This is a genomic window from Eilatimonas milleporae, assembly GCF_003688555.1.
Lineage (GTDB): Bacteria > Pseudomonadota > Alphaproteobacteria > Sphingomonadales > Kordiimonadaceae > Eilatimonas > Eilatimonas milleporae.
Genome location: NZ_REFR01000009.1, coordinates 584,089 through 600,829 on the forward strand (window position 1 = coordinate 584,089; position 16,741 = coordinate 600,829).

At 59.8% G+C, this 16,741-nt stretch carries 17 protein-coding genes; 10 read left to right on the forward strand and 7 right to left on the reverse strand.

Annotated elements, in window-relative coordinates; translation table 11 throughout:
• The first annotated feature begins 67 nt into the window (after positions 1 to 67).
• From BXY39_RS03370 to BXY39_RS03380, 3 genes are read left to right on the forward strand one after another with little or no spacing between them, the layout of a single operon-like run.
• Positions 68 to 742 (forward strand): isochorismatase family protein, encoded by a 675-nt coding sequence (locus BXY39_RS03370; protein WP_121937722.1) that lies wholly within the window; start codon positions 68 to 70, stop codon positions 740 to 742.
• Between the two features lie 52 nt (positions 743 to 794).
• Positions 795 to 1,736, forward strand: a complete 942-nt coding sequence (locus tag BXY39_RS03375; protein WP_121937396.1) for a polysaccharide deacetylase family protein — start codon at positions 795 to 797, stop codon at positions 1,734 to 1,736.
• A 4-nt stretch (positions 1,737 to 1,740) separates the two neighbouring features.
• Positions 1,741 to 2,661 carry a polysaccharide deacetylase family protein gene (locus BXY39_RS03380; protein ID WP_121937397.1) on the forward strand — a complete coding sequence of 307 codons (921 nt, stop codon included), beginning with the start codon at positions 1,741 to 1,743 and terminating at the stop codon, positions 2,659 to 2,661.
• 38 nt (positions 2,662 to 2,699) lie between these two features.
• On the opposite strand, the gene BXY39_RS03385 is transcribed toward BXY39_RS03380, so the two are convergent.
• The gene (locus tag BXY39_RS03385; RefSeq protein ID WP_121937398.1) at positions 2,700 to 3,515 is read right to left on the reverse strand and encodes an alpha/beta fold hydrolase; all 816 of its coding nucleotides are present in this window, start codon (positions 3,513 to 3,515) and stop codon (positions 2,700 to 2,702) included.
• A 25-nt stretch (positions 3,516 to 3,540) separates the two neighbouring features.
• Complete coding sequence (locus tag BXY39_RS03390; protein WP_121937399.1) at positions 3,541 to 4,002, reverse strand: VOC family protein; 462 nt, start codon at positions 4,000 to 4,002, stop codon at positions 3,541 to 3,543.
• Between the two features lie 72 nt (positions 4,003 to 4,074).
• Here BXY39_RS03390 and BXY39_RS03395 point away from each other — a divergent pair, with 72 nt between their 5' ends.
• The 5 genes from BXY39_RS03395 (at position 4,075) to BXY39_RS03415 (ending at position 9,061) form a co-directional block, all read left to right on the forward strand.
• Positions 4,075 to 4,539 carry a VOC family protein gene (locus BXY39_RS03395; RefSeq protein ID WP_121937400.1) on the forward strand — a complete coding sequence of 155 codons (465 nt, stop codon included), beginning with the start codon at positions 4,075 to 4,077 and terminating at the stop codon, positions 4,537 to 4,539.
• A gap of 347 nt (positions 4,540 to 4,886) precedes the next feature.
• On the forward strand, positions 4,887 to 5,465 hold the full coding sequence (locus tag BXY39_RS03400) for an RNA polymerase sigma factor (protein ID WP_121937401.1): 579 nt from the start codon (positions 4,887 to 4,889) through the stop codon (positions 5,463 to 5,465).
• A gap of 5 nt (positions 5,466 to 5,470) precedes the next feature.
• Positions 5,471 to 6,526: a FecR family protein gene (locus BXY39_RS03405; protein WP_121937402.1), complete on the forward strand. Its 1,056-nt coding sequence runs from the start codon at positions 5,471 to 5,473 to the stop codon at positions 6,524 to 6,526.
• A gap of 152 nt (positions 6,527 to 6,678) precedes the next feature.
• Positions 6,679 to 7,371: a TonB-dependent receptor plug domain-containing protein gene (locus BXY39_RS03410; protein WP_121937403.1), complete on the forward strand. Its 693-nt coding sequence runs from the start codon at positions 6,679 to 6,681 to the stop codon at positions 7,369 to 7,371.
• A complete protein-coding gene (locus tag BXY39_RS03415; protein ID WP_121937404.1) occupies positions 7,304 to 9,061 on the forward strand; it encodes a TonB-dependent receptor in 1,758 nt (585 codons plus the stop codon). Before BXY39_RS03410 ends, BXY39_RS03415 begins: the two co-directional genes overlap by 68 nt.
• 22 nt (positions 9,062 to 9,083) lie before the next feature.
• On the opposite strand, the gene BXY39_RS03420 is transcribed toward BXY39_RS03415, so the two are convergent.
• Positions 9,084 to 10,451 carry an MFS transporter gene (locus BXY39_RS03420; RefSeq protein WP_121937405.1) on the reverse strand — a complete coding sequence of 456 codons (1,368 nt, stop codon included), beginning with the start codon at positions 10,449 to 10,451 and terminating at the stop codon, positions 9,084 to 9,086.
• Positions 10,452 to 10,641: 190 nt separating this feature from the next.
• On the opposite strand from BXY39_RS03420, the gene BXY39_RS03425 reads away from it, so the two are divergent.
• Positions 10,642 to 11,349, forward strand: coding sequence for a hypothetical protein (locus BXY39_RS03425; RefSeq protein WP_121937406.1), 708 nt, complete (start codon positions 10,642 to 10,644; stop codon positions 11,347 to 11,349).
• Between the two features lie 73 nt (positions 11,350 to 11,422).
• Entirely contained in the window at positions 11,423 to 12,400 is a 978-nt protein-coding gene (locus BXY39_RS03430) for a DUF1838 family protein (protein WP_211332059.1), read from the forward strand.
• Between the two features lie 266 nt (positions 12,401 to 12,666).
• Here BXY39_RS03430 and BXY39_RS03435 read toward each other — a convergent pair whose 3' ends face one another.
• The 4 genes from BXY39_RS03435 to BXY39_RS03450 all read right to left on the reverse strand — a co-directional run bounded on the left by BXY39_RS03435 (position 12,667) and on the right by BXY39_RS03450 (position 16,687).
• Positions 12,667 to 13,053, reverse strand: a complete 387-nt coding sequence (locus tag BXY39_RS03435) for a hypothetical protein (protein WP_121937407.1) — start codon at positions 13,051 to 13,053, stop codon at positions 12,667 to 12,669.
• A 241-nt stretch (positions 13,054 to 13,294) separates the two neighbouring features.
• Positions 13,295 to 13,813 (reverse strand): hypothetical protein, encoded by a 519-nt coding sequence (locus BXY39_RS03440; protein WP_121937408.1) that lies wholly within the window; start codon positions 13,811 to 13,813, stop codon positions 13,295 to 13,297.
• A 4-nt stretch (positions 13,814 to 13,817) separates the two neighbouring features.
• Positions 13,818 to 15,032: a hypothetical protein gene (locus BXY39_RS03445; RefSeq protein ID WP_121937409.1), complete on the reverse strand. Its 1,215-nt coding sequence runs from the start codon at positions 15,030 to 15,032 to the stop codon at positions 13,818 to 13,820.
• 41 nt (positions 15,033 to 15,073) lie between these two features.
• Positions 15,074 to 16,687 (reverse strand): hypothetical protein, encoded by a 1,614-nt coding sequence (locus BXY39_RS03450; protein WP_121937410.1) that lies wholly within the window; start codon positions 16,685 to 16,687, stop codon positions 15,074 to 15,076.
• Between the last annotated feature and the right edge of the window lie 54 nt (positions 16,688 to 16,741).

Genomic DNA, 16,741 nt, shown 5'->3' on the forward strand with positions numbered 1-16,741 from the left:
ACACGACGGACCCCGCACACAGGCCGTGCGGACGCAAAGGGGGACAATCATGACCGGCGAACCCACCATGCAGACGACAACAAAAACCGCGAAGCAGATCTTTGAAGAGGTCTGGGCCAACCCGGCGCGGGCCAAATTCGGCTTCGGCGACAAACTCGCCGTCGTCAATGTGGACCCGCAAAAGGGCTACACCCGGCCCGACCTGTTTCCGAAAACAGCCTATATCACCGACCCCCGCCAGATGGACCATATCAGCACCATGTCCACCCGCGCCCGCGCCAGCGGCCTGCCTGTGGTGTGGACCCATGTGGCCTATATGGAAAACGGCGCCGACGCGGGCGTCTGGGGCACCCGTACCGATACGCCCGACAGCCTCCAGAACATCAAGGTGGGATCAGAGCGCCACGCCTTTGACGACCGGCTGGACATCGACGACACGGTGGACGCCGTCTATACCAAACGCATGCCGTCCGCTTTTTTCGAAACGCCGCTCCAGTCCTTTCTGACCTGGCACCGGGTAGACACGGTGGTGATCACGGGCGGGTCCACGTCCGGCTGTGTGCGGGCGACGGCGGTGGATGCCCTGTCCCACGGCTACCGCGCCATCGTGCCCATTGAATGCGTGGCCGACAAACACGAAAGCTATCACTTCGCCAACCTGACGGACCTGCAACTGAAATATGCCGATGTGGTCCGGACCGCCGATGTGCTGGACTGGATCGACGCCTACACGCCGGCCTGACCCGAAACGCCCGCCTGATCCTGAACCCAGGCATGATATGGGACCAGCAATCATGACAGCAGACCCCCGCAAGTCCGACCCCGGCCTGTACGACTACTGGCCGTATGAAAACCGGCCCAAAATCACCTGGCCGGACGGCAGGAAGCTCGCCTTCTGGATCGCGCCGAACATCGAATTTTACGAATTGAACCCGCCCGTCAACCCTCAGCGCAAATCCTGGCCGCGCCCCCATCCGGACATCACGCCCTACAGCTACCGCGACCACGGCAACCGCGTCGGCCACTGGCGTCTGATGGAGCTGATGGATGCGTTCGACATGCGCGGGTCGGTGTCCCTGTCGGTCGCCATGTGCCAGCACCACCCTGAAATCATCGAGGCCTGCACCGCCCGCGGGTGGGAGTTTTTCTCCCACGGCATTTACAACACCCGCTATATCTACGGCATGGACGAAGCGCAGGAACGAGCCATTCTGGAAGATTCCATCAAAACCGTGCAGGACGCCACCGGTCAGCGCATCCGCGGCTATCTGGCCCCGGCCCTGACCCATACCGAGCGCACCATCGACCTGCTGGCCGAGTATGATTTCCGGTACAGTTGCGATCTGTTTCAGGACGATCAGCCACAGCCGCTGAAGACGAAAAGCGGCAAACGGCTGATTTCTATGCCCTACTCGCTCGAGGTCAACGACCATTATGCCTACAATGTCTATGGTCAGAGCCCCCGCCAGTATACCGACCTGCTGAAACGGCATTTCGACACCCTGCTGGCAGAGGGCGAGGCCAGCGGCACGGTGATGTGCATTCCCCTGCACGCCTATCTGGTCGGACGGGCGCACCGCATCGGCCCGTTTCGCGATGTGCTGGACCATGTGGCCGCCCACCGGGACGATGTCTGGATCACCACCGCCGGCGAAATCGCCGACTATTATCTTCAGCATCACTATGACACGGCCCTGGCCGATATCAGGGCCAAAACCGCCAAAGGAAGGGGATAAAGCCATGCCGCTGCCCGACGATTATCTGCGTTATCCCCACCGCTCCCACGGCATGGATCACACGCTGTACCCATGGTCCAATCTTTTCGAACGCCCACCCGTGGCCTGGCCCGGCGGCGCACCGGTCGCCCTGTGGGTCACAGTGGCGCTGGAATATTTCCCCCTGACGCCGGATGACGGACCGGTGCGGGCACCCGGCCACATGGTCACCCCCTATCCGGACTATCGCACCTACACCACGCGCGATTATGGCAACCGGGTCGGCATTTACCGCATTCTCAAACTGCTGAACCGGTTCGGTCTGAAGGCCGGCGTACCGATGAACGCGGCCATCGCCACCCGCTATCCCTATCTGGTCGAGGCGGTTCTGAAAGGCGGGCATGAAGTCATCGCCCACGGGCTGGACATGAACCATCCGCACCATGGCGGCCTGCCCCGCGAGGATGAGGACGCGCGCATCGCCGAAACCCTCGATATCCTGCGCCGGGCCACCGGCCAGCCCGTCACCGGCTGGCTCAGCCCCGCGCGCTCGGAAAGTGAAAACACCCCCCATCTGCTGCCCGGCCACGGCATCGGCTATCTCTGCGACTGGGTGAATGACGACATGCCCTACGGCATGACGACGGAGGGCGGGCCGCTCATCGCCATGCCCCATACTTACGAGCTGGAAGACCGGCACCAGCTTGTCACCCTGGGCCACACCGAAGACCGCTATGTGGAAGAAGTGCTGGACGCCTTCACCCTGTTCCGCGTCGAGGCAAGCCGGCACGGCGGGCGGATCCTGCATATCGCCCTGACCCCTTATATCATCGGCCAGCCCTTCCGCATCCATGCACTGGAAACCCTGTTCACCCGGCTGGCATACAGCGGCGCCATATGGTCGGCCACCGGCGCCGAAATCGCCGCCGCCTGGCAGGCCGGCTAACCCGCGCCACAAGAAGACCCCCAAGGGGAAAGGCAGGGCTAGGCGTCGAGGAAGTCCCGCACGCGGGCCGCCACCGCCGCCGCGTCCGCCTCGAACAGGTCGCCGCTCAGGTCCGGCCATTCGGCCAGACTGGCGCCGGGGATCAGGGCGGCGGCCTTGCGGCTGTTATCCGCCAGCTGTTCGTCCGGCACCGGCACCAGAACCGGCTGGGTCACACGTGGCAGGCGGTCGTCGGCGTCATAGTCGAACACCGCCTGAAAGCCCCGGTTGATACCCTCGGCCCCGGCCCGCAGGCTTTCGGCGAACTGGGCCAGAAACCGCGCATCGCTTTGCCGTCCCCTCGCGGCCAGTCCCTTCTTCCAACGGCCGGCCAGATAGCTGCCGTCGTCGAAATAGGGCCTCGGCGCCGCGTAGGCCGCCTTAACATCCGCGCGTCGGGCCGCATCCACATAAGGGATACCCGGCAGCACCAGGCGGCGCACGCGTGCCGGCACCGTCACCGCCAGTTCGACGGCGATAAAGGTCCCGGTGTGAAAGCCGAGCAGATCGACCCTGCCAAGGGCAAAGGCGTCCAGCACGGCAATCATGGCGGCGGCGTAGCCGGCCATGCCCTGCGGCGTCTTTGGCGCATCCGACCCGCCATACCCCGGCGTATCCGGGCACAGCACCAGTCGGTCCCGCGCCACCGCCTGCTGGAACGGACGGTAATAATCGCCCGAATAGGGGCTCATGTGAAAACACACCAGCGGCGGCCGCGCGCCACCCTCCGACGCAGCGGATGCGGACCCGTCCGCCACACGCACATGGATCTGCCCGTCCGGCCCGTCCACATAGGTTTTGCGGATATCCGTCATGACACGCCCCTCAAGAACCAAGGGTTCAGGACGGGTGGGTCAGAATGGTGTAAACCACCACCAGATTGCCGTCAGGGTCCAGAAAGCCGAGCTCACGGCCCGTACGGCCGTCATTGGTCACCAGCTTGCCCTCGTCGAATATGGTCAGACCGGCCTCGAACACTTTTTGCTTGATGCCGTCGAAATCCTCCACATCCAGCACGATGGCCGACCGGCTCGGCAGGGGCATGGCGGCCAGCTCCACCCCTTTCAGCTCGGTCAGTGCCATGACACGCGGCTGGCCCGGCGCGTTCAGCACGGCGAACCGCATCTTGGCATGGCGCGGAATCTGGAACACCTCGTAGCTATAGGAATCGTCTGGCGAATCCTTCATGAACGCCAGCTCGAAACCCAGAATGTCACGGTAAAATGTCAGCGCCCGCTCCATGTCGCTGACCACATAATTGGCCCGCTGGAAGCGCACTTTCGGTTTTCCCACACTTTCCATTGAAATCCCCCTTCCGATCCCTTTTAAAGTTGTTATAGAATTATAACAAATTCTGGTCAATGGAGGGGTCGAATGACCACGATGGTACGCCGAACCACCCTGCTGGTCCGCGATATGGATGCATCGCTTGCCTTTTACCGCGATGTGCTGGGCCTGGATGTCTATTACGACAATGAAATCCCCCTGACAGGCGAACTGCTGCCCGCCGGCGACAAGGGCGATGTCACCCGTCTGGTGATCGTGCGCGGCGAGGACCCGGTTATCGGCATGATCGGCCTGCTGCAATGGATCGACCCGGTCAAGCCCGCACCGCCGGTCGACCACACGGTCGGCTACGGCAACCCGATTTTCGTGCTGGCCGTGGACGACGCCGCCGCCACCCATGACCGCGCCAAAGCCCACGACTGCACCATCCGCGCACCGCTGAGCGAAACAGAATATCCCGGCGCCGACGGCGGCGTGGTCCGCGTCCGCTCCGTCGGCCTGTTCGACCCTGACGGCCATTTTTTCGAATGCAATCAGCGTCTGGAGGGGTAGGGCCGGAAGGGGTTATGGGTGTTGCGGGCCCGGCCCTCCCGCTGCTGATTTTTGCTTGAGCCAGAGCCAGGCCGTGTCGATCCCCCTTTGGACTATGGTTTGAAGAGCCCGGTCGTTACGGCAGGGCTTCATTTACCCGAAGGGCAACAGGTCCTCCACCTGTTTGGTGCCTGGCAGGACGAAAATGTCACCCCACCAGACATATTAAAGTGAAAGATCACGTTCCGGATGAATGAGCGCGTGACACGCCGCGCTTGAAATATCGCTGAAACCGTTTAACTTTCTTGCGAATAATTCGCATCTGCGCAGAATTCGCCAATACATCTGGCAAAAGGTCACCGGCTGGTATGACGCAAATACCAAAGAAAATAAAAGCCGGAGACAGTGAGGGGAAGGCATTGGCCCTGCCCATGGGGCAGGATCAGTCGTTTGCCGCCTTTTACGAGCAAGTCGCCGAGGAACTGGTGAAGGGCCTAAAAAAACGCTTCGGGAATGGCCCTCCGGAACCTCAGGACCTGGCGCACGAGGCCTTCCGCCGGGTTTTTGAGTATCCCGGGTTTTCAGACGTGGACAATAAGCGTGCCTTCCTGTGGCGCACAGCCTTGAACCTGGCGGCCATTGAACGCCGCAAAATGGATGTCCGCACCCGTAAAGAACCGGATGTCCTAGATACTTTTTTTTCAGACAAGGGTGACATTCCCACCCCTGAAAGCATCCTATGCATGAGGGAGCAACTGGGTGCGATCCGTGTGTTGGTCGAGGCAATGCCGACACGCCGGCGACTGGTGCTTCTGATGCGAAGAGTGGAAGGCTTGACCCAAAAGGATATCGCGAGAAGACTGGGTATCAGCCGCAGCAGCGTCATCAAGCATCTGGCGCGGGCGGATCAGCAGCTCAATGAACTCCTCCTCAGCGACGAGGATTAGACGCGATGCCGAGACATCTGACGCCCGAATTGAAGCGCATCTCTTATGAAGCGCATGAATGGCTCGCTCGACTGGAAGAACCGCCGCTGTCATCGCAAATCCGCGCGGACTTCAATGCCTGGCTGACACGCGACCCAAGACACAGGCAGGAGTATGAGAAAGCACAGACCTCTGTCGCGCTGACGCAAACGCTTCACAAGAGCGATTTCCCTGACACCATACGCCCCTCGCGATACGGAACATTCCGTTCGCATGTCATGGATGTCGTTGATTTTGTCTGGGATAGAAAAGGCCTGTCGCTCGCCGCGGGTGGCGCGTTGGCTGCGGGTCTCGCCTTTGTGGTGTTTTTTGGACCCCGGCAAACGATCACCGATCCTTTGTCCGCCGCCCCTGTTGTCGCCCAGTATGAAAGCAACCTCGGTGAACGCACAACTGTCGCCTTGGCAGACGGCACGGAAGTCACGCTCGGCGCGCGGTCATCGGTTGAAACCCGGTTTTATGCCTATAAGCGCACGGTGACGCTGACCGCAGGAGTCGCCTATTTCGATGTCGCGCCGGATGCGGCCCGGCCATTCACCGTCAAGGCAGGCGATCTGACGGCCACTGCCGTCGGTACCGCCTTTGATGTGCGCAACAGTGGCGATACATTCCGGGTGGGCGTGGCAGAAGGCCGTGTTGAAGTCGGCTATCCTTTCATCATGAACGGCCAATATATGGGGATGACCACAACCCGGGATCTTGCCGCCGGCCAGGAGGTTACTGCGACGATCGCAGATGGTCTCCAAAACGTGGCGGATACCGGAACACACTTCATCGCAGCCTGGCGCACCGACAGGCTTGTCTACCAGAATGTCTCCATTGCTGAATTGGTGGTTGATCTGAACCGTTACGCGCAGACGCCGATTGCCGTTGACGGGGACGCGCCTGAGATCAAGACGCTACAATTCAGCGGTGTCTTTCCCGACGTGAATATCGACGCCGTGCTGGATACGCTGTCTGATATTCATCCCATCCGGATTGACAGGACAGATCCTGGACAGACTGTTCTACGAAAAAAATAAAGTCATCCAACATTTTGAAAAAAATTAGTGAATTAAAAATCAGTTCACTTTTTTGCTGGGTCAAAGGAACATTTTTCGGCCTTCGAGCATCTCATGAATGAAGCGGTTAATGACAACAACTCGCAAAATCATTCACAGGGGATAGTCAGGGCATGTCACGTCGTTCTTGGGCAAAAACAACTCTTCTTGGCGCGGTTTGCGCAGCGGCGATCGGGCTGGCAGCGCCGACCCTGGCGCAGAGCGGGTCGGATCAGGCGCCGATCAGATATGTACAGATTGAAGCGCAGCCGCTGTCGAGCGCGATCCTAGTATTTTCACAAGAGTATGGCATTGCGGTGTCCGGCGATGGCGCGCTTATACAGGGGAAGACGACATCGCCCGTATCAGGCCGCTACGCACCGGCCGCCGCGTTAAGCACCATGCTGCGAGGGACGGGTCTGACAGCGACCTCGGGCCGAACCGGGGGGTATGTGCTGGTGCAGAAGGTATCCCGGACGCATTCCGCGGCGCCTGAACAGGCTGCCGTTGCCGAAGAAATCATCGTGACCGGAAATGTCAGGGGCCAGGTGGCCACTGAACAGCAGTTGGGTCTGCTGGGGACCAAAGGCAGGCTGGAGACACCCTTGAGCACCACCAGCTTCACGGCCGAATACATTAAAAACCGGCAGGCAACCGAAATATATCAAGTGCTGCAGGGCATCCCCTCGGTTCAGGCGACAACGACCCCCAACCAGGGTGTGACGAATTTCCAGTCCCGCGGCGTCCAGGTGTCGAGGGATGGCTTTGGCTTCAATGGAACCGGCGAATCTGGTATTCGCCGCGCAGCCAAGTCTGGTCGGCATTGAACGGGTCGAGTTTTTGCGAGGGCCGACAGCCCTGTTCGCCGGTCAATCGGCCGGTTTCTCTTCGCTTGTCGGGGGAACCGTAAACTTCGTTCCCAAGCGCGCTCAATCAAAAGACGTCAACACATTGACCGCCGGTTTCCAGTCGGACTCCGTCGGGTTTGTTCAGTTCGATATCGGGCGCCGCTTTGGCCGGGAAGACGAGTGGGGCTTACGTGTCGGGGGCGAAGTGCTGGGCGGAGACACTCAGGTCAATTTTGGCGACCGTGAACAGCGTGCGATAGCGGTCGCCGTCGATTACAACACGGGCCAGTTCCGTGCCGCCCTTGACGTAAGATATAACGAGAATGAACAGGGCGGACACACGCGCGAGATTTTCAGTGCCTCGAACGGGCCTGTGCCCACTGACTTTGATGCGAGTTTCAACCCGAACCAGCCATGGGGCTTTATCAACACCGACTCCCTGCTCGGCGCGTTGAGGTTGGAATACGACGTTGTCCCGAACACAATGATTTTTGGCGCCGCCAGCGGCAGCCTCAATGGTGAGCAGAGCATCACCGGATTTCCCTCCAACCTTCAGCCGAATGGCGATTTTACGACGAACACCGGCGACTTCCAGACCGACGCCGAACGCCTGAATTTCGAAGGCGGCATACGCTCGGAATTCGAGACCGGCGCGATCACCCACAATTTCGTTGCCGCCGCGAACTGGGGTTTCCAGTCGGAAAGATTTGACTTTGTAGGGTTTGACCCGAACGACGCGTTTACCAACAATATCTTCAATCCTGTCGTCGTGCCCAATCCCGGCGTTCGCTCAACCCTTCCGGAGAATGACACCGCACGAAATACCTATGTCGGAGCCACTTTGCTCGATACGCTTGGCTTTTTCGAAGATCGCCTGCAATTGACGCTGGGAATCCGGTATCAGGACCTTCGGATCAGAAACCTGGATGGCATGACCGGCGATAAACTTAGCGAGTCGACAGGCGACAACTTTTCGCCGGGGTTTGGCCTTTTGTATCGGATAAGCGACAGGATATCGATTTACGCCAATTATCTTGAAGGGTTGAGCAATGGTGGCGCCGCACCGGCTTTTGCCGTGAATGCCGGGCAACAGCTCGGACCGATCGCTTCAGATTCCATTGAAATCGGCAGCAAGTTCGACATCGGAGAGTTTAGCGTGGATATCGCACTCTTCCAGATACGCGATGTTTCCACCGCTGTTGATCCCGACACCAATATTTTCGGCGAGGTCGGTGAAGAACGCATCCGGGGGCTTGAAATCTCCACATTTGGTGAGCTTGCCCAAGGTATCCGCCTGATAGGCGGTCTGACGGTTTTCGACGATGAGATCACCGCCTCTGACGTGGCGGCAAACATCGGTGACCCGATCCCGGGTATCCCCGATTTCGTTGTCTCCGCGAATATGGAGTATGACATCTCCGATACCGGCCTGACGGTGATTGCCCAGTTCCGCCATCAGGGTACGGCGGACATCGTCCTCGGAAACGATCTGACGATCCCTTCCTGGACCACCCTCGGTTTTGGAGCGAGGTTCAGCTTCGATAAATTCGTTGCGCGCATCAATGTCGAAAACGTCGGCAATGAAACCTATTTCAACGGCAGTCCGTTTGGAGAGCTTGCCCTCGGCACGCCGCGAACGGTCCTGGCGTCGCTGACCGCGGCCTTCTGATCTGCGGCGGTCGGGCCCTAGCTCAATCCGTCTCGGCCAACGCCGCCTCGAACCGGTCCACTTCCCGCGTATAGGCCCGGCGCAGCACCGGCAGCAGCAGCAGGACCGGCAGCCCGTACAAGGCCGGCACCAGTGCCATGGAATAGCGGATCATGCCTTCATCGGCGAAGAAACTGTCGGTCAGCAGCGCCACGCCCGGCGGGCCGATGAACAGGCCGGCCATGCTGATGAACATATAGTAGAGCGCCGTCACCCGACCGCGGATTTCACCGGGGCAGATGGCGAACAGCGCCGGCACCCCGACCGACGACACCATGGCGATGCCGATCGTCGTCACCTGCGAGGTGACGAAAGCGCTCATCCCCGTCGGCAGCAGCGGGAACAGCGCCGCGCTCGGCACCATGACGAACAGGCCGACAGCCATGATGCGAAAGGCACCGTCGGCGATTTTCCGCATGCTGTAGCGGTCCGCCAGCCAGCCGGCCAGATTGACGCTGACCGGTCCCAAAATCAGCAGGGCGACCCCGTTGATGCGGCTGAAGAAACTGGCCTCCCAGCCCCAGGTGCGCTCGAACAGGGCCGGATACCAGAAACTGGTATAGGCCGTCACCGTCATCACCGACACGATCAGTGCGACCGAGACAAAGGGCAGCCAGCGCGCGCCCAGATAGGCGAAGGTCTCGCGGAAACCGGGGCCACCTGCGCCGCCCATGCTGCCGGCGTCGCGCCGCGCCGGTTCGCGCACCAGCGCCATCAGCAGCGCCAGAAGCACCCCCGGCAGGCCCAGCATGACAAAGGTCAGATGCCACGGCTTCTCGATGCCGTAGGCCGCCAGCGCCGACAGGTCCAGCGAATCGGCGAAATCCAGAACCGCCGCCACGATCAGATAGCCGGTGCCCGCGCCCACCGACAGCGCCGTGGAATAGACGGCAATCGCCCGTGCCCGCAGATATTTCGGAAACATGTCGGCAATCATCGACAGGGCGCAGGGGCTGAGCGTGGCCTCGCCGACGCCGACGCTGATGCGTGCGGCGAACAGGGCGCCGAAGCTGCGCGCCAGCCCGGAGGCGGCGGTGGCGACCGACCACAGGGCCACACCGACGGCAATGATGGTGCGGCGGCTGCGCCGGTCCGCCAGCCAGCCGAGCGGGATGCCCATGGTGGCGTAAAACACCGCGAAGGCCGGCCCCATCAGCAGCCCGATCTGCGTGTCGGTCAGGCCCATATCCGCCTTGATCGGCCCGACCAGCAGGCCCAGCACCTGACGGTCGATATAGGAAAAGATGTAAATCAGCGTCAGCAGGCCGACCACATACCAGGCATAGACCGGATTCGGGAAATCCTGTCCGTCGGCCGCCCGCGCGCTCACCATGTCCGATTTCGTTTCCATCCGCCCCCGCCCCTTCCCTGATGTCCGGATTTCCGGGCCGTGGTCGCCCCGGTGTCACGACCCTGTTTTGTCGGGCCCTGACATATGTCATAGTCTTATATCAACTTTGGGCTTTCTAATGGATGTCTGTCAATGCCGGGAATGTCTCCCGGCCCGCACGGCAACCCAATCTGACGAGGGGAGAGGAAAAATGGGGGACGGTTTCGACATCGCCATATACAGCCATGACGTCCTGCGCTGGATGCATGTCATTTTCGCCGCATACTGGCTGGGCGGCGAGTGGGGCGTGTTCAACGCCTCCACCAATGTGGCCAAGGCCGATCTGAGCCTGGAGGAACGCCTGCGCCACATGGAAACGGCCTACCGGATCGACATCATGCCCCGGTCCAGCATCATCTGGCTGCTGCCGGTCGGCTTTCACATGGCCGACAATCTCGGCCTGTCACCGGTCTCGGGCATGTGGGTGAATGTGGTCTGGGCGGCGACGGCGCTGTGGTGGCTGCTGATCTGGATGGCGTTCCGCGCGCGCGGCACCCAACGCGGCATCATGCTGACCGAACTGGACGATAAAATCCGCTTCGTGGTGATCCCGGCGCTGATCCTGACCGGCGGCTATATGCTGGTAACCGGCAACATGGCCTTCGGCGGCGAGGAACTGCCCATGTTCTGGTTCGCGACCAAGCTGTCGCTGTTCGGCTTCATCCTGATCATCGGTCTTCTGCTGCGCTTCACCATGAAGGACTGGGCCGTCGGCTTCAACCGCCTGAAAGCCGAAGGGCCGAAACCCGAAATCAACGACATTTTCACCACCACGCTCTCGCGGGCCCGGAAATACGCCTATGTCTACTGGATCGGCATCGGCACCATGGCCTTCATCGGCGTGACGAAACCCTTCTGACGGGCATCCGTCATTGCATATGTTGTTATGTCTATATAACATTTTTCAGCACAGATCATCGAAGGAGGTCGAAATGGGACGTCGAGGCAACGGGGTCATGCGGCACACCCGCATGAAAAGGGCTTTTGCCAAATGTAAACACGCCGCGCTGGCCCTGGCGGGCGCGGCGGCGGTGACCGGCCTGACGGCGGGTGGCATCACGGCGGGCGCCGGCGCCGCCGATCTGGACCTGACCACGCCGGACGGCGCCATTGCCGCCATGCGCAAGATCCAGTGTTCACTGACCGACAATGAACCGATTTTCTACACCTGGGAGGGCGAGGTCTTCTCCCGCCGCGCGGGCGAACCCGACAAGAAGCTGTTCCGCGTCGCCGGTATGAATGTACGCACCTGCGCCAGCCTGGACGGCGGCAAGCGCGGCACCGGCTACCGCATGGTCAGCCGCGAGGTCATGCTGTATCTGGACCCGAAAACCGGCGCCGTCCTCGACACCTGGCGCAACCCGTGGCTGGACAAGGATGTCAACGTCCTGCACGTGCTGAACGATCCGGTGAACGGCCGCCCCAGCTTCCCTTACGGCGAGGACGGCACGCCGTCCTACCGCTGGTTCGGGCGCGAACAGGACGGCGAATGGTTCATGTCCATCACCGTGCCGCTGTTCTATCACAATGAACTGGGCGGCGAGTATCAGCGCTATGTCGGCGGCGCCTATCACGCCACCGAAATGTTCAACTTCATGGGCAATATCGACGCCCTGACCGACGGCGACACCACCTCCTCACCGGCCAAGGTCGGCTGGGTGCGGATTTCCCATTGGCTGCCGTGGATGGAAATGCAGGGCCGCGAGGGCGATCTCTACGTCCATGCCTCGGGCCAGAAAATCGCCGGCTTCGACGCCCTGCCCGAGGTCCTGAAGACCTTTATCGACGACCGGGCGCCCCTCTACAAGACACCGCCGCCCGCCGACGACAAGCGGCCGAACGAGACAAGCTGGACCTATTTCAAGAAACATGTCGACGGCGAACGCCTGCCGCGCGGCGGCGCCAACTGACGGCGGGTTTCCGGGCCGCACCGGTCAAAAGGGTGTCTTGCACGCAACACATCTGACTGCCGTATAAGCGTGCGACCGCTTGAGAAAAAAACGACACCGCCATCCAGCAAGGGTGGCGGTGTTTTTTATGATCGCCGTTTGCGCGGCCCTGATCCCAGTTGTGCCGGTCTCCGTGGGCCGGATTTCTACAAGGCGAACATGGGACGCGGGGCCGACCGACTCAACGGCCAAGGGCCCCTAGATCCCGGCCGCGTATCCCTGCCCCCTCAGGACTCGGGTTCACGGGCCCATATCAACAGCACCAGCCCGCTGATCATGAACAGCGCGCACGCCGACAGCAGCCACGAATTCACATACCACTGCTCGCCCCATGTGAACTCTCCGGACATCATGCGCCGCCAGCCGCCGAAATGCTGCGTGCTGCCGACGGAAAAGCCGAAGGCACCGATGACGCTGGCCAGATAGCGCACCGTCCAGTGAAACGGCCGGGGCAACAGCACCAGCAGGCCCAACAGGCCGATCACCGTACGCTGCACCCGGCAATAGGGGCACTCATACACAACCCCCATGAACTCGCTGATCCAGGTAAGAAGCGATACGGCAATGGCGGCAATGCCGATCAGTCTCGTATGTTTCCAGAAAAATACCGGCATGCGCACTCTCCCCCTTTGCCAAACATTCACAGCCCGAACCCGTCCCGGCCCCAAGTCCGGGCGGGGCATCAGGCACCCCTGACGCCGTGCCGTTCATGGCATCTTAAACACAGGGCTCAAAAATGACAGGCGCTGAATCACTTGGCGCCGATCAGGGATAGCCGGACAGTGGACACAGCGGCCATTTGTCTGGGCGGGCACATTGTCCCGAACACGCACGGCACCGGAATATCTTCAGTGTTTATAGATATTTCCTGTCAATCAGGACAACGGTCGCTTCATTCGTACCGAAATTGCTGCCGTCACCATGGCTGCGATACGCGCAGACACAATTGGCAACGATCTCCGGACCCTCTTTGGGGGCGGGAGACGGCTTGTTGTCGGCTTTGGCCGGAATAACTTCCCGCACGAAAGGTTGGTAATTCGTCGCGTCCATCGCCTCCCATATCTTTTTGCCGTCCGCGCCGGAGCCGACATTTAATTTGCATTGTCCGAATGCGGGATGTGAAAATGCGATATGGATTTTGTGTTGGGGCTGAACTCTTCTGCCCAGATATTCCTCGCATTTAAAGGTAATGTATCCGGACATATGCCCGCTGACGGTTGAGTCCCTTTTATTTAATGCGATGAGTTTTTCTTCACCACGATCGACTTTATAATCAACGGGCCAGTCATCGCCACTGTCATGGTATTGGTCCGCGACAAGCTTGTAGCCGGAAAAATTCAGGATCCTGATGGCAATAAGGGCTTGTGTGGTCATGGCATTATCCTTGGCCGTAAACTATTCTTTCCAGCGCTTTGACATAGGCGTCACCGGAATCATAAAACCTTGCGAATGCGGGTTGAATTCTTGACCCTTTTCCGAAACTCGCCTCCAAAGGCTGTGTCACACCGTCATTCAACGGCAGGAGATACGGCAAGGCCTTCGGGTATTTTGACGGATCATAGTGGTCCGGAAACAGGCAGACGTCATTTCCTTCAATATAACCCTCTGATTTCGATTTGATCTCATAGCCATGATACTTGAAGGGGCTTTTTTTATTGGAAATAACATCCTTCTCCACCTTGAGGAAAAGCTCGCACCGTTTCGGCTTTGTCCCCTGCTCAGGATTTCCATTTACAGGGGACTGGTCGGGGGCAATCACAAGAAGGTCACGAATGACCGCTGACGGCAGGACTTTCAGCGTGTCGAGCCAGGTTTCCGACTCTTTCCGGGGCGGAAGGGTCGCGTGATCGGGCTGCTCGTAATGAACGCTTGTCGCATTCGTCACGATCGGCAAAGCGGTAAACACATCCGGGCCATGACCATCCGCCAGCAACGCGGCCAGTTGTTTGCCATAGGTACCTCCCCGAGGGGTCCGGACGAATTTGCGGCCGATCGGGCGTTTGACCTGCGCATGAACAGCCATGCTGAAGTCGCGGCTGGGCTCGACAGGGCCCATGAAGGCCTGCTCGGTTCCGTGCAGAACGGAAAGTTCACTGCCGGGTTCATGCAACACACCGACAAGACACCCTGTGGGCGAAATCAATCCGGCACGTTCCAGAAGGCGGACGATCCCATACCAGTCGGAACGATAAATCGCCGAGGCTTTTATCCGCCCCGCCAGATAATCGGACAGGGCGATCAGATCGCTCCCCTTGGACAAACGGAAATCCCTTTCCAGACCGGAAGCCGTCGCATCCAGGTGGCCGCTGCCCATCACCGCATTGGAAATCGCCCCGTTCAGCCGTATCAGATCCTTGACGAGAACGGCCTCGCCGTCGCTCAGCTCCGACAGATCCGCATCGCCGCCACCGGACTGCTGCGAACACAGCTTGAGATAGGACCAAAGCGTCATATAGTCCGCGATCTTACGCAGCAGCTCCAGGCATCCGACCATCTGCAGATTGTCGATCGGCTCGACCTGAAGCTCCGGGAACAAATCGCTCCAGGGAACGATGTCGTAATCCAGCGTTATCACTTCACTGCTGCTGCTCATGACCGGCCTCTTTTCAAACGATATGTGAACAGGCAACGCTTTCAGGCGTATGTCCCGCGTCTTGCTTTTTCTTTGAAATCCTCATTTTCCTGAACCAGGTCCGACATCGATAGCGATGTCTTGCGACGCACGGCTTCGGAAAAAGCGCGCGGCCGGTTTGCCGCTCTCTCCTGCGGGGGCGGCAGCTCCCCTTGCGCGGCGGTCTGCTCCGCCTTTTCAAAAAGGTCGTCGAAGGCTTGACCGGAAAGTTCCATGGCATTCTGTGCCAGTAACTTTCCGGCTATTTTAAGAAGATCGACATCCTCTGCCGTAAGAGAGACCCGGTCGCCGTTTTTATCTATATAATTACCATCATTAATCTTGGCGATGATCGTTTGCATGGCCGTTTGGGCTTCCGTCCCCACTTTGTATTCACGGGGCGAAGGCGCGCTTTCCAGGGCTTTCAGCTCACTCGTTACCAAGGTCTTCAATGCCTGGATGTCCTGATTTTTTGACACCAGGGACAGGCGCCTGTCTTTCGCGTTTTGCCGCGCACTGTCCGGAATTGTCGGCATGGTCGGCGGCTTTAAAGCGTCTTTGATCGGCGATATCTCAACCGTGTTCAGATTGAACGAAGCGGCATCCTTGACCGCGGTATTGATAACGGACAGGGCGTTCTTCAGGGATTCTTCGATGCTGACATTATGGGGATTGGTGACAATCTTATAGTTCACATCATATTGGCTGGTCTTGATCTCGGATTGCTCGGCCTTCTTGTATCCGCCCGAGACAGCCCCCACGCCCGCATAGCCGGCTTCGGCCTGCATGGCCAGGGACGAGGCCTCTGCGGCGGCATTGGATTTTTGCTGCAACTCAAGAACCAGGAATCCCATCTGGCCCTTTTTCACCGCCGTGACGACATGGGTGCCGAACCGCTTGTAGAATTGCGACACCAGCCGCGCCTTGCGAAGCTTTTTGTCCGACAGGGCTTTGAGCGTATCCTCATGCGACTGGGATGTATCCGCCGCCGCGGTCCCGTCGGAACCGGCATCGCCGCCGCCGGCCGTTGCCGCGTCCGAATCCGAGGATTTGCCCCGCATTTCGATGTTGTGAATTGCAAGATCGAGCGCCCTGATCTGGGCGAGAAGCTCGGAAATCTGCGGCGCGGCCTTTTCCACCATGGCGGCCGCCAATTTGGCGTCATCGGTCTCGGGGCCGCTTGCACGGGTCTCATCCGCCGGATTGTAAAGCAGCGCTTCCCGATAGGTCCGCGCCACCCCCACAAGCCGGTACACACTGCCAAAACTTTCGGCTTTATTGGTTTCGCTGGCATGCGCCAGGCTGAGCCCGGCGGTCAGCAGACCGTAGCTCGCCTTCACACCGCCGAATTTCTCGCTTTTCGACCCTGAGGATGACTTTTCACTCGTACTGATCAGTTTTGCCAGTGTCTCGGATTTGGTCGGCCATTGCTTCCAGCCCGGGATCAACCCATCCGTATTGTTCTGGCCTTGAGCACTGGCGGCAAAATCACTGGTTCGGTCGAAAACCAGCCGGTCCTTATGGATGAATGTGTTGTGGATCTTGTTGGTCAGGATATTGACGCCCTGGCACAACTCCACCTCCGGCACCATGTTTTTCAGCGTTTGCTCGATACGCTCCAGACCGGTTGTCCCCATCCCTCATCATCCCCCGATAAGCAGGCATCGCCATACGCGCGGTGCGTTTTAGAA

Coding starts and splice junctions, on each gene's coding strand:
- BXY39_RS03370 (WP_121937722.1), top strand. CDS start 68: ATGCAGACGACAACAAAAACCGCGAAGCAGATCTTTGAAGAGGTCTGG.
- BXY39_RS03375 (WP_121937396.1), top strand. CDS start 795: ATGACAGCAGACCCCCGCAAGTCCGACCCCGGCCTGTACGACTACTGG.
- BXY39_RS03380 (WP_121937397.1), top strand. CDS start 1,741: ATGCCGCTGCCCGACGATTATCTGCGTTATCCCCACCGCTCCCACGGC.
- BXY39_RS03385 (WP_121937398.1), bottom strand. CDS start 3,515: ATGACGGATATCCGCAAAACCTATGTGGACGGGCCGGACGGGCAGATC.
- BXY39_RS03390 (WP_121937399.1), bottom strand. CDS start 4,002: ATGGAAAGTGTGGGAAAACCGAAAGTGCGCTTCCAGCGGGCCAATTAT.
- BXY39_RS03395 (WP_121937400.1), top strand. CDS start 4,075: ATGACCACGATGGTACGCCGAACCACCCTGCTGGTCCGCGATATGGAT.
- BXY39_RS03400 (WP_121937401.1), top strand. CDS start 4,887: ATGACGCAAATACCAAAGAAAATAAAAGCCGGAGACAGTGAGGGGAAG.
- BXY39_RS03405 (WP_121937402.1), top strand. CDS start 5,471: ATGCCGAGACATCTGACGCCCGAATTGAAGCGCATCTCTTATGAAGCG.
- BXY39_RS03410 (WP_121937403.1), top strand. CDS start 6,679: ATGTCACGTCGTTCTTGGGCAAAAACAACTCTTCTTGGCGCGGTTTGC.
- BXY39_RS03415 (WP_121937404.1), top strand. CDS start 7,304: ATGGCTTTGGCTTCAATGGAACCGGCGAATCTGGTATTCGCCGCGCAG.
- BXY39_RS03420 (WP_121937405.1), bottom strand. CDS start 10,451: ATGGAAACGAAATCGGACATGGTGAGCGCGCGGGCGGCCGACGGACAG.
- BXY39_RS03425 (WP_121937406.1), top strand. CDS start 10,642: ATGGGGGACGGTTTCGACATCGCCATATACAGCCATGACGTCCTGCGC.
- BXY39_RS03430 (WP_211332059.1), top strand. CDS start 11,423: ATGGGACGTCGAGGCAACGGGGTCATGCGGCACACCCGCATGAAAAGG.
- BXY39_RS03435 (WP_121937407.1), bottom strand. CDS start 13,053: ATGCCGGTATTTTTCTGGAAACATACGAGACTGATCGGCATTGCCGCC.
- BXY39_RS03440 (WP_121937408.1), bottom strand. CDS start 13,813: ATGACCACACAAGCCCTTATTGCCATCAGGATCCTGAATTTTTCCGGC.
- BXY39_RS03445 (WP_121937409.1), bottom strand. CDS start 15,032: ATGAGCAGCAGCAGTGAAGTGATAACGCTGGATTACGACATCGTTCCC.
- BXY39_RS03450 (WP_121937410.1), bottom strand. CDS start 16,687: ATGGGGACAACCGGTCTGGAGCGTATCGAGCAAACGCTGAAAAACATG.